The following is an 11,476-nucleotide window of genomic DNA, read 5'->3' as shown; positions in this document are numbered from 1 at the left end:
CGAGCCGGGCGGTGCTGGACTACATGATCCCGCAGGGCGGCGGGCACATCATCAACATCGGCAGTTCGTCGGCGGACCTGCCGACGGCGCCGCGGAACCTGCTCTACGGCACCGGTAAGAGCTGGCTGGCGTCGTTCACGAAGTTCCTCGCCGGCGAGGTGATCCACCACGGGGTCAACGTGTGCGGGGTCAACCCGGGGTCGATGGTGCGTACGAAGGCAAAGATCCCGGCCTTCAACGACATGTGGTTCTACATGATGATCCGCAACCAGCTGGGTCGCTACCTGCTCCACGAGGAGACGGCGAACGTGGTGGCGTTCCTCGCCTCGCCGGCGGCCAGCGCGATCGTCGGCGAGGTGATCGGGACAAACGGGGGCATGACTCTCTGAGCGACATGTGGACACTGGTCTTGGCAAGTCAGGTGCGCAGCACAACGGCGTTCGTTTGTGGCACGAACGTGGGTCGCCAGGTGCAGCGTAAGCGCACCTGAGGATGGATCCGCGAGGCTTTAGGTGCTGGCAAAAGCATCCGAACACCCTGACTCGTTGCCTTCCAAACCAGCTACGCGGGTTCGATTCCCGTCGCCCGCTCCACCTCTGAGCTGCGGTTTCTCCGCTGAGAGACCGGCTCAGATCGCCCTCGGGGTAGCATCCGGGTGCAAAACTTTGACCTAGCCTGCCGCCATGCCTCGACCTCCAGGTGCTGAGAAGGGCCGTGCCCGCGGGTACATCGAGACCCGGGCGAACGGGTCGCTGCGCGTCTCCGTGTACCAGAACTCGTCCTACGCGTTCGCCGCCGGGGGTGCCCTCTCCACCGCCGACGATCTCGCCACCTGGATCAAGGCGCTGGTCGGCGGGAAGGTGTTCGGCGCCGACCTCCAGCGGCAGTGGCTCGACAGCCCGCAGCCCGCCGACCCGGCGGACCTGGCCGCGACCCAGTACGGGTACGGCATCGAGCGGCAGACCTTCGCCCCGGGCGCGACGATGTACTTCCACTTCGGCGAGCTCCCGGGCTTCAACTCCTTCGCCGGGTACGACCCGGTGAACAAGGTGACGCTGGTGATCTGGAGCAACCTGACCGTCTCACCGGACAGCCGTCCGACGGCGAACGCCCTGCTGGTGAAGGTGCTCGGCCAGATCTACACGCTGCCGTCCGCGCCGTCGGGCGAGGAGACGGGCTGAACGTGCTCCGTCGAGGCAGCGTCCGGAGCCGGAGTACCCGCGCCTCGCGCCGAGGGGTCGGCGGTCAGTGGCCCGGCGGCACGGCGTCGACGGGGTGCTGGGCGAATGCCCTGACGTGGTCGTGCAGGTCGCCATCGTCTGGCACCCGCCTTCCCACGGCGCCGCCGATCGGACCCGCGGCGCCGTGGTGCGGCCGGTGTCAGCCCACCTCGGGGTTGTAGCCGGGGATGCGGAGCTGCTTGACGGCCTTGTTCCAGTCGTTGGTGCAGTGCAGCTCGACGGTGAGCTCCGCGGAGGCGAAGGGGTTCCAGTTGGTGGCGGCGGCCGCGATGTAGTTGTCGGCGAAGCCGATCACGCCGAAGTGGCTGTCGTCGCCGCCAGCGGCGAGGATCGCCTTGGACGCGGTGACCCCGACGGAGCCGGGCTCCCTGACCTCCACACCGTTGAGCACGGTGCGCCCGGGGGAGTAGTTGACGTCTTCGAGCCAGCCGCTGAAGCACTGCATGCGCGGGAGGGCGATCGAGTCGCTGGGCTTGATGACCTCGGTGAAGTACACCTGCTCGGAGCGGGGGTAGTCGGCGGCCGAGGCGACCCCGGCGCCGGCTCCGACCAGGGCGCCGGTGGCCAGGAGGACGCAGGCGCCCTTGGCGAGGCGGGCGCGCCGCTTGGCGGCGCGGGTGCTGGTGGGGTTCTGGTTGTTCGACATGGTTTCTCCTGCTCGAGGTGGTGTTTCCGTTGGTGAGAGGAGATTCGCGGACGGCGAGGCCGCCGGCCCTCCGTCGATCGGAGGAGCCGCGGGGTGACCCTCGGTCGGTCGATCGACGGACGCGGGCCGAGCCGGAACCTCAGCCGGGCGGAGGACGGCGCAGGTATCAGCGTTCGGCCGCGAACCGGACCGGCGGAGCGGCTGCCGAGATCATTACCGAGTCGCGGAGCGCGCCTTCGCCAGCCTCCGCGCAGCCCGGTCCGGGTGATCACCCAGACATTCAGATCCCCTTCAGCCCCGCCCTGGAGAAGCAGCCGTATCCCTCCGCGTCCACGATCGCGGATGCGGTCTGCGCCGTGCTGAAGGAATGAGCAGTCCCCGGGACGATCCGGCGACCACGTCTAAGGAGGGCGTGATCCGCCGTGGGGCGACGGGTCGCCTCGAACGCCTCGCCGCTCGAGGCGGTCTGCCGTGGCTCAACTGCTCCACACGCGTCGCGGGTGTCGCGCAGGATCTCTACGATGTCGTCGCGGATGAGACCAGTTCTGCTCGTCCCGGCAGTCGGCGAGCTCACCGAGGTCGAGGAATGGCGGGCGAGCCGAGCGGCCGGCCCGACACCCGAACCCACGTCATGAGACCGCCGCTCGCCCGCCAGTGCTCAGCGCGCGACGAATGTGCTGAGCAATGCCTGGACCTCGTAGACGTCGACGCCTTTGCCGAAGCGCTTCTGGATGGGCATGGACATGCCGGAGAGCCAGACCTTGAGCTCGGCGTCGAGGTCGAAGGTGCCTGCGGTCTCGACGGAGAAGTGGGTGATGCTGCGGTAGGGGATGGAGTGGTACTCGACCTTCTTGCCGGTCATGCCCTGCTTGTCGACCATGATCAGGCGGCGGTCGGTGAAGAGGAACGAGTCGCGGATCAGCTGGTAGGCGGCGTGGACCTGCTCACCTTGTGAGAGCAGCCTGCTGAATTCCTGTGCGGCGGCGCGGGGGTCGATCCGGGAGGCGTTGCCGAGTACTCCGTCGAGCATTCCCATGGACTCTCCTGCGATCGATTCGTCTTGTTCGGTCGACGGTGGGGCAAAGCTCCGGCGAAGGTAGCGGTTCATCTTCGCGGCCTCAGCGAGTGGGGCGCCCCCAGCTCGGGGTGGGGCAGATCGACGCCGGACCGCGTGGGCTGATCGCGTCTCGGCGACGCCTTGAGACGACGGGTCGGCGCGTCCGACCCTGTCGATGCAAGCCACACCGGACAGCGTCCCTGCGTGCCGTACGTCGGGTCTCGACCGCGAGGTCAGGCCGGGACGTGGTCGTCGAGCCAGTCGAGGATGCGCTCCTCCCGCAGGCCCTGTGCGAGTGGTTCGCAGTGACCGTCCGCGCCTTCGGCCGCGGTGAACGGCAGGAGGGTGACCGGGCAGGAGAGGCCGTCGGCGAGCTGGGCGGACTGGCCGGGCCAGAACTGCTCGTGCTCGGGATCGGTGACGAGCATGGGGCATCGGATGGCGGCCAGGTCCTCGCCGGTGAGCCGGTAGTCGAGCACGGCGGTGAAGAAGTCGAAGTAGGACGTCACCGCGTAGGGGCGCATCCGCCAGGCCAGGCTGGTGCGCAGTCCGGGGGGCAGCGTGAGTCCCCAGTCCATGTCCTTGTCGAACTTCTCCCGTTCTCCCCGGTCGAGCAGCGTGCGCAGGAAGTGCGGCAGCTGGCCGAGCATCAGGGTGGACACATCGACGACCCCGGGGTCGGCGACCGCCGCGGCGACGCGGTGTTCGTGTGCCACCGCGCGGGGCACCCAGAAGCCGCCCTGGCTGACTCCGAGGACGGCGATCCTGTCGGTGTCGACGTCGGGGCGGGTGTGCAGGAGGTCGACCAGTGGGGTGAGGACGGCCTCCCAGTCGGGGCGGAACGGGATGTCCTGGCGGAGCAGCGCGGCGTTCTGGCCGGGGCCGTCGACGGTCACGACGGTCCAGCCGCGGGACAGAGCCGCGGCCGCACAGTGGGCCCACGCTCCGATCACGGAGCCGTCGCTGCCGTTGACGTAGATGAGGGTCCGGCGTGGCCCGGTGCCGGGGGTGCGGAAGAGGTGTCCGGGCAGGGTGGTGTCCTGGTAGGGGACGGCGATCCGTTCGATGACGACGTCGCCCAGGGCGTTGGTCCGGTCGACGAAGCGGTCCCAGGCGAGGCGGTGGCGGTCCCACACCTCGGTGAAGGTGCCGGTGGCGTCGGCCTGCTCGCAGGCCTGGGCGTAGTAGCTCGACGCGCGCAGCCAGCGTGCGGCTGCGCTGCGCAGGTGGCCGGTCGCCTCGGCCTCGCCGGCGAGGTGGGCCAGGCGATCGGCGGTGGCCGACCATTCGCGGACCCAGGCGGTGGTGTCGCCGTTGGGGATGCGGGCGATGGTGGAGAGGATCTCGCCGGCGTCGGTGGCCTGGTGGTAGGTCTCGCCGAGGGCGATCTCCACGGCGAACCGGAAGCTGTCGTTCTTGAAGAATGCGGTCATGGGACGAGCATCGGCGGTCCGCCTTCACTCTCGCTTCAAGGCGCCTTCACGACGCCGCCGGGCATTCGCCGGACCGACCGAAGGGTGCGGATGCGGCGCCGGTTCGCGCGGTGCCGGATGTCGTTCATTCGCCGTTGGCCGCGCCGGCGGCCTCCGGTCGTCGCCGGCTCGTACGGTCCCGTCATGGCTGATCGGACCGTGCGGGAGCGCCGGATCGAGGACGTCGACTCGGTCGTGGCGGGACTCGACCCGGGGTCGAGCCCGCACGGGCGGCGGCTCCGGGCGGGCATCGAGACGCTGCGGGGTCGGCTCCGCCTGGCCCACGGCCGTTGCGAACAGGTCGACGAACGGCGGTGGGCGGACTACCGGGCCGCCCTGGACACCGGGGTGGGTGAGCTGGACGTCGAGCTGGGCCGCGTCGCCGAGCACCACGACGTCGAGGAGGTCGACGAGCGGGTGTACCCGCACCTGGCCCGGCTGGAGCTGGAGGCCTGGCGGCTGAGGATCGGCGAGGTCGAGGAGTCGATGTCGGTCGACCTGGTCACCTACGCGCATCGCGAGCTCGTGGTGGAGGGTCCGGTGCGCCGCGAGGACGTGGAGCGCATCCTCGACGCGATCAGGGTCAGCGTGCCCTTCGTCGAGACGAGCCCCGCCCCGCGGTGAGCCCCGCCCCGATGTGAGCCGCGCCCACGGTGAGGTGGGCCCGCCGCCCTTCCGACCCCGGCGGGGTCCGGCCGTGAACTGGAGGTTCACGCCGGCCGGGACGAGGTCGGGCGGTGCACCGGCGCCGTCCTGCGCCGGCGGAGGCGGGCTCGTGCTGGTCGAGACCGCGCCGGAGGTCTCCGAGGCGCAGGTCCGGGCCGCCGCTGACAAGCCCCGCGGGGCCTGTTTGGCACTTTCCACAGTGCGGGTGATGGTTCCTTGACCGCCGTGTGGCTCGCTCTTACGGTGACGGAGCAATCCTGAAGTCACGGTTCAATTTTCTCCTCGCGGTCGGCCCGCTCGCCGGATTCCCGGCCCGCGGGCGCCCCTCGGCCGTGGCTGGACGACGAAGGAGTCGACGAGAGCGATGACGACCATAGTGACCGTCGGGGTCGAGAACGGGCGGTCGTCCATCCGCTCGGTCCGCACTCCTGAGATCGCGCTGTCCGACGGCGCGGTCTCCGCGAGCGACCAGGTCCATCGGACCATCGGGTGGCCGCCGGAGCTGGCGAAGGGGACGCCCCACACCGGTCCGGTCCGGCCGGTGAAGGCGGATCCGGGCGAGTTCGCCTGCGTGGTCGTGGAGTTCGCCCCGGACGCCGTCGCGGACCCCCACCGGACCACGACCCTGGACCACGACGTGATCCTCCGCGGCAGCGTGGTCCTCGGCACGGACGAGGACTCGGTGGAGCTCCGGGCCGGTGACGTCGCCGTCGTCGAGGCGGCCGTGCACTCGTGGCGGGCCGGGCCCGACGGTGTCTCCATGGTCGTCAGCATGGTCGCGCTCCCGGACGGTGACCGGTGATCCGCCGCCGGATCGCCGCCCTGGCCGCGGGGGTCGGCGCAGCGGCGCTGGTCCTGACCGCCTGCGGGGGTGGTAGTTCCGCGTCGTCGGGCGGGGACATCGAGGTCGGTGCGTACGCCCCGCTGACCGGGAGTCTCGCCTCACCGGGAACCATCCTGACCAACGGGATGAAGCTGAAGTTCGACCAGGTCAATGCGGCCGGCGGGATCAACGGCCGGAAGGTCAAGCTGACGGTGCTCGACGACACCGGGAACGCCGCCACGGCCGTGACCGTGGCCAACCAGCTCGCCGGCAACAAGAACACCGTCGCGGTGCTGGGGAGCTACGGGTCGAGCATCGGGATGCCGGCGTCGGCCGCGCTGGAGAAGGCGCAGGTGCCGAACGTCCAGTCCCAGCTGTCGACCCCGGACGCCGTGAACCGAGGGTTCAAGTACCTCTTCAACACGTATCCGCTGGGCGAGGATGTCGAGAAGCAGACGTTCCTGCGGGCGATCGAGCAGAAGATGATCACCCCGCAGCGGGTCTCACTGGTCTACATCGACTCGCCGTTCGCGACCGCCGCGGCCAAGGTCATCACCGACCAGGCGGCCGCGCACGGCTACACCGTGGTCTCGAACGAGAAGATCCAGCCGCAGCAGGCCAGCTACGCCTCGACCGTCACGAAGATCAAGGGCGACAACCCGGACACGGTGTGGCTCGCGGTGAACGGCGCCGAGGCGAAGACGCTGCTCACGAACATGCAGCAGCTCGGGTTCAAGCCCACGAACCTCTACGGCGAGGGCAACCCGCTCATCGACCCGACCGCGATGGCGAGCGTCGGCACGCTCAACGACGGCGTCCTGGTCGGCACCCAGTGGTGGCCGGGCTCGCCCACACAGGCCAACCAGACGTTCCTGTCCGACTACAAGGCCGCCTACGGTGGCGAGGCGCCGCCGCAGATGGCCCCGGGCGGCTACCAGGCGGCCGAGATCCTGGTCGCCGCCCTGCGGTCGATCCCCGCCGACACGATCTCTCGCGAGACCGTGCGGGACGCGCTGGCGAAGCTCCAGAACGTGCCCACCGTCTACGGGCCGGTCTCGTTCGCCCCCAACGGGCAGCTGCAGTTCCAGGCGCTCTACCTGTTGCAGAACCAGGCCGGCACCCCCGTCGTGGTGCTGCCCACGGCCGAGGCCAAGCCCGGCACGAAGGTCCAGGGCTACCTCGCCGGTGCCTCCTGACCGGACCCGTGCCACCCGCCCACCTCCCGAGAGGAATGAAGCAATGAGCCTGACCTTCGCCCCCGGACGCGTCGCCTTCGTGACGGGCGGTGCCCGCGGTCAGGGCCGTGCGCATGCCGTCGCGCTCGCCGAGCACGGCGTCCGCGTGGCCCTCGTCGACGTCTGCGAGGGCTTCGAGACGGTGCCCTACAAGCACTCGACGAAGGAGGACCTCGCCGAGACCGTCCGCCTGATCGAAGAGGCGGGCAGCGAGGCGCTGCCGTTCGTCGCCGACGTCCGGAACTTCGACGCCCTCAAGACGGCCGCGGACGAGACGGCCGCGCGTTTCGGCACGATCGACTACCTGGTCGCGAACGCGGGCATCTGGTCGATGGGCGGCAAGACGGACGAGATCCCCGAGGCCACCTGGCAGGAGATGATCGACGTCAACTTGACGGGCGTGTGGCACGCCATGAAGGCCACCCTTCCGCACATGCTGGCGCAGGGCTTCGGCCGGATCGTCGCGACCACCTCCGGCACCGTGCGGCACACCGGCATGCACGTGGCCCACTACGCCGCGGCCAAGGCCGGCGTGTACTCGTTGGTCAAGTCCGTCGCCATCGAGTACGCGGACCGCGGCATCACCGCGAACTCGATCTCGCCCAGCAACGTCGGCACCGACATGATCCTCAACGACTACCTGTACCGGGTCTACGCCCCGGACCTCGAGAACCCCACGCTCGAGGACATCGAGCCCCGGTTCGCGGGCATCCACGCGACCGGCATCGGGTACATCCAGCCGGCCGACGTGGCCAAGTCCGTGGTGTTCCTGCTCAGCGACGAGAGCAGGTACACCACCGGCGAGGAGTTCCCGATCCTGTTCGGACGTCAGGGCGGGGTCTGAGCACCCCGGCACGAGGAGCAGCGGCGTGGACACCACCCTCCAGATCGTCTTCAACAGCCTGTCGAACATCGCCCTCTACACCCAGCTCTCGTTGGGGCTCACCGTGTTCCTCGGCGTGTTCGGGATCCTGAACTTCGCCCAGGGAGACTTCGCCACCGTCGGGAGCTATGCGATCTTCGGCGTGGTCGGGGCGACGGGGGTCGGTGTCTACGCCGCCGTGGTCGCCGGCGTCGCCGCGGGCGTCGTGCTCGGCGCGATCTTCTACCTGCTGATCGTGCGGCCGCTCCGGAACGCGCCCCGCGTCAACCAGATCTTGGCGACATTCGGCCTGGGGCTGATCCTCCAGGGCTTCGTGCAGTGGACCTTCGGCACGGACCAGAAGTCCGTCGCGTTCCCGAACCGGACGTTCCCGGTCCTGGGCGCGTCGATCGGGCTCACGACGATCATCAACATCGCGGTGGCGCTCGTCCTGATGAGCGTGCTCTTCGTGGTGCTCTACCGGTCGGGCCTGGGCAGACGGATCCGGGCGGTCTCGCAGAACCCGACGGGCGCCGCCCTGGTCGGCATCAACGTCGGCCGTGCCTCGGTCAGCGCGTGCGTCATCGCGGGCATGCTCTCGTCCGGCGCGGCGCTCGTCATCCTCAACTCCTCGTTGCTGACGCCGACGGTCGGCTTCGAGTCGATCTTCAAGGCGTTCACGGTCGTCGTCGCGGCGGGACTCGGCAACCTCAAGGGCGTGCTCGTCGCGAGCGTCGCGCTGGGGCTCGTGGAGTCCTTCGTGCAGTACGCCGTGAACGACGCGGCCGGCTCGATCGTCGGCTTCGCGCTGATCGTCGTGATCCTGCTGTTCCGGCCCTCGGGCCTGCTGAGCGCCCGCTCGGTCTGACGACGCAGCCTGCGAAAGGACATCTCCATGACGGCGAAGGTCACTCCTCTCGGCCGTGGGCACCTCTCCCGCGTCGAGCGGGCAGATCTCGTCCCGCCGAGCAACGATCCCGTCCTCGGCCGGGTGTACGCATGAGCGGCGCCCCGGTCGGCCGGTTCCACAGCGTCCGCGGGCTGGCGGTGGGCTGCGCGCTGCTCGTCGTGGTGACCGTGGTGCTGGCGCTCGGCGACGACAGCTACGGCATCACCTTCTGGCGGACGATCCTGATGACGGTCACCCTGGCCGTGACGTGGAACCTCATCGGTGGTCTCGCCGGCCAGCACTCCTTCGCCCACCCGATCATGTTCGGCGTCGGGGCCTACGTCGGGACGGCGGTGCTCGGCGCCGCGCCGGCGATGCCGCTCTGGATCGTCGTGATCCTCGGCGCGCTGGCCGCCACCGCGGTCAGCGTCCTGCTCACCCCGGCCTTCCGGGCCCGCGGGCCGTACTTCGCGATCCTGACGATCGCGGCGTCGGAGGGGCTCCGGGTCGCGGGCAACGCCTTCTTCCCCGGCGGCAGCGCGGGCCAGTACGTCCCGATCACCGCGAGCCCGTCGGACAGCGGCCTGCTCGTCTACGCCATCGTGATCACCCTGGTGGCGATCGTGCTGCACCACGTCGTCGACGAGTCGCCGATCGGCAGCGGGCTGCGGATGCTCGCGATCGACGAGTCGGCGGCCGCGGCCGTCGGTGTGCCGACCACCCGGCTCAAGGTCACGGCGTTCGTGCTCGGCGCCCCCTGCGTCGGGGCGTTCGGGGTGGTCTACATGGCGGGCGCGACGTTCGTCGACCCGAACACCGTCTTCAACCTCAACTACGCGGTCCTGGCCGTCCTCACCACGCTGCTCGGCGGGGTGGGGCTGCTCTGGGGCGCGGTGTTCGGCGCCGTCGTGTGGCAGCTCGTGACCAAACAGCTCAGCGACTCCATCCAGAACCCCGGCATCGCGACCATGGTCAATGGGGCGGCGCTGCTGGTCGTCATCCTGGTGCTGCCGGGCGGGATCGTCGGGACGGCCCTGGCGACGCTGCCGGCGCGCTGGCGGGACCGCTTCCCGGTGCCGCGCCCGCGCTGGACCCGCAAGGCCGGGGCGAGGGGCGAGGCGGTGCCGGCGACATGACGACGCCCGTGCTCGTCGCCGAGAACCTGACCAAGCGGTTCTCGGGTCTCGTCGCCGTCGACGGGGTCGACCTGCGGGTCGGCCGGGGGGAGATCCTCGCGCTGATCGGCCCCAACGGCGCCGGCAAGACGACCCTGTTCAACCTGCTCGCCGGACGGTTGCGGCCGACCACGGGGCGGATCGTGCTCGAGGGACGCGACGTCACCCCGCTGTCGCTGCGTGAACGGGTCCGCGCCGGCGTCGTCGCGACCTTCCAGATCCCGCGGCAGTTCGCCGAGGTCACCGTGGAGGAGATCGTGGGCCTCGCCGTGCACTACGGGGGTGGGGACCGCGACGTCGACGGCCTCTGCGCGGAGTTCGGGCTCGCCCCGCAGAGCCAGGTCGGCTCCCTGGACCTGCACGCGTTGAAGATGTTGGAGATGTGCCGGGCTGTGGCCGTCGCCCCGTCGGTGCTGCTGCTCGACGAGGTCGCGTCCGGACTCGACCACCACGAGCGGGGCTCGATCACCGAGCGGATCCGCGAGCTCGCCGCGGCCGGCACGGCGATCGTGGTGGTGGAGCACAGCGTGGACTTCATCCGCTCGCTGTGCACCCGCGCCATGGTGCTGTCGTTCGGGACGGTCCTGAGCGAGGGCTCCGTCGCCGACGTGTTCTCCGACAAGGTCGTCGCCGACGCCTACCTCGGCCGGAGGTCGTCATGAGCTTCCTGGAGATCGACGGGATCACCGCGGGCTACGGCGGCATCACCGTCATCCGCGATGTCTCGATCACCTGCGAGCGCGGCGAGCTCGCCCTCATCCTCGGCCCCAACGGCGCCGGGAAGACCACGCTGCTGCGGGCGATCTCGGGCATGTGCGACCGGCGCGCCGGCACGGTGCGGGTCGACGGCGAGGACCTCACCGGGCGGAGCACCGCCGAGCTGGCCCGGCTCGGCCTCGTCCACGTCGCCGAGGGACGGCAGCTGTTCCCCCAGATGACCGTGGCCGAGAACCTCGACCTCGGCTGTCAGCGCCGCGACCTGCGGGCCCGGCTCGGCGAGCGGCTCGACTACGTGTTCGACCTGTTCCCGGTGCTGTCGCAGCGGCGCAGGCAGCAGGCCGGGACGATGTCCGGCGGCGAGCAGCAGATGCTCGCCATCGGGCGGGCCCTCATGGCCGATCCCCGCGTCGTCCTGCTCGACGAGCCCAGCACCGGGCTCGCCCCCGGCGTCTTCGCCGAGGTCGTCGCCTCCCTGCGGCGCATCGTGTCCGACGGCGGGTGCGTGGCGCTGGTGGAGCAGGTGCTGCCGCCGGACCTCCCGCCGGACGGTCGCGGCTTCATCCTCGGCGACGGCGCCCTCACCTTCAGCGCGCCCCTCGCGGAGCTCCTGGCCATGGACGACCTCTGGGAGGTCTACCTGGGCATGAGCCGGCGCGAGCACTGACCGGGCCGCCGCCTCCCACCACGTAA

13 protein-coding genes are annotated in these 11,476 nt (G+C 70.3%); 10 read left to right on the top strand and 3 right to left on the bottom strand.

All coding sequences use genetic code 11. The features are described from left to right. Both ABD324_RS14675 and ABD324_RS14670 read left to right on the top strand, forming a co-directional pair. Positions 1-389 (top strand): SDR family NAD(P)-dependent oxidoreductase (locus ABD324_RS14675; protein WP_344416724.1); only part of this gene is annotated, 389 nt, incomplete at its 5' end. 294 nt (positions 390-683) lie between these two features. Continuing rightward, a complete protein-coding gene (locus tag ABD324_RS14670) occupies positions 684-1,181 on the top strand; it encodes a serine hydrolase (RefSeq protein ID WP_344416722.1) in 498 nt (165 codons plus the stop codon). Between the two features lie 199 nt (positions 1,182-1,380). On the opposite strand, the gene ABD324_RS14665 is transcribed toward ABD324_RS14670, so the two are convergent. From ABD324_RS14665 to ABD324_RS14655, 3 genes are all read right to left on the bottom strand, one after another. Then, positions 1,381-1,887: a hypothetical protein gene (locus ABD324_RS14665; RefSeq protein WP_344416720.1), complete on the bottom strand. Its 507-nt coding sequence runs from the start codon at positions 1,885-1,887 to the stop codon at positions 1,381-1,383. A gap of 658 nt (positions 1,888-2,545) precedes the next feature. Further along, positions 2,546-2,923 (bottom strand): PH domain-containing protein, encoded by a 378-nt coding sequence (locus ABD324_RS14660; RefSeq protein ID WP_344416718.1) that lies wholly within the window; start codon positions 2,921-2,923, stop codon positions 2,546-2,548. A gap of 254 nt (positions 2,924-3,177) precedes the next feature. Further along, complete coding sequence (locus tag ABD324_RS14655) at positions 3,178-4,377, bottom strand: alpha/beta hydrolase family protein (protein ID WP_344416715.1); 1,200 nt, start codon at positions 4,375-4,377, stop codon at positions 3,178-3,180. Between the two features lie 183 nt (positions 4,378-4,560). Between ABD324_RS14655 and ABD324_RS14650 the strand changes: the two genes are divergently transcribed. From ABD324_RS14650 to ABD324_RS14615, 8 genes are all read left to right on the top strand, one after another. Further along, a complete protein-coding gene (locus ABD324_RS14650; RefSeq protein WP_344416713.1) occupies positions 4,561-5,040 on the top strand; it encodes a hypothetical protein in 480 nt (159 codons plus the stop codon). 406 nt (positions 5,041-5,446) lie between these two features. Further along, positions 5,447-5,884 carry a cupin domain-containing protein gene (locus ABD324_RS14645; RefSeq protein WP_344416711.1) on the top strand — a complete coding sequence of 146 codons (438 nt, stop codon included), beginning with the start codon at positions 5,447-5,449 and terminating at the stop codon, positions 5,882-5,884. Then, positions 5,881-7,101: an ABC transporter substrate-binding protein gene (locus ABD324_RS14640; protein ID WP_344416709.1), complete on the top strand. Its 1,221-nt coding sequence runs from the start codon at positions 5,881-5,883 to the stop codon at positions 7,099-7,101. The genes ABD324_RS14645 and ABD324_RS14640 overlap by 4 nt, the downstream gene beginning before the upstream one ends. A 43-nt stretch (positions 7,102-7,144) precedes the next feature. After that, positions 7,145-7,984 (top strand): mycofactocin-coupled SDR family oxidoreductase, encoded by an 840-nt coding sequence (locus ABD324_RS14635; protein ID WP_344416707.1) that lies wholly within the window; start codon positions 7,145-7,147, stop codon positions 7,982-7,984. Positions 7,985-8,009: 25 nt separating this feature from the next. Beyond that, positions 8,010-8,870: a branched-chain amino acid ABC transporter permease gene (locus tag ABD324_RS14630; protein WP_344416705.1), complete on the top strand. Its 861-nt coding sequence runs from the start codon at positions 8,010-8,012 to the stop codon at positions 8,868-8,870. Between the two features lie 131 nt (positions 8,871-9,001). Beyond that, on the top strand, positions 9,002-10,027 hold the full coding sequence (locus ABD324_RS14625; RefSeq protein ID WP_344416703.1) for a branched-chain amino acid ABC transporter permease: 1,026 nt from the start codon (positions 9,002-9,004) through the stop codon (positions 10,025-10,027). Continuing rightward, a complete protein-coding gene (locus ABD324_RS14620; RefSeq protein WP_344416701.1) occupies positions 10,024-10,728 on the top strand; it encodes an ABC transporter ATP-binding protein in 705 nt (234 codons plus the stop codon). The genes ABD324_RS14625 and ABD324_RS14620 overlap by 4 nt, the downstream gene beginning before the upstream one ends. Continuing rightward, positions 10,725-11,450: an ABC transporter ATP-binding protein gene (locus ABD324_RS14615; RefSeq protein ID WP_344416699.1), complete on the top strand. Its 726-nt coding sequence runs from the start codon at positions 10,725-10,727 to the stop codon at positions 11,448-11,450. Before ABD324_RS14620 ends, ABD324_RS14615 begins: the two co-directional genes overlap by 4 nt. Positions 11,451-11,476: the final 26 nt, after the last annotated feature.

It is taken from the genome of Pseudonocardia ailaonensis, assembly GCF_039531635.1.
GTDB lineage: Bacteria > Actinomycetota > Actinomycetes > Mycobacteriales > Pseudonocardiaceae > Pseudonocardia > Pseudonocardia ailaonensis.
This window is presented reverse-complemented; position numbering and strand designations above follow the sequence as displayed.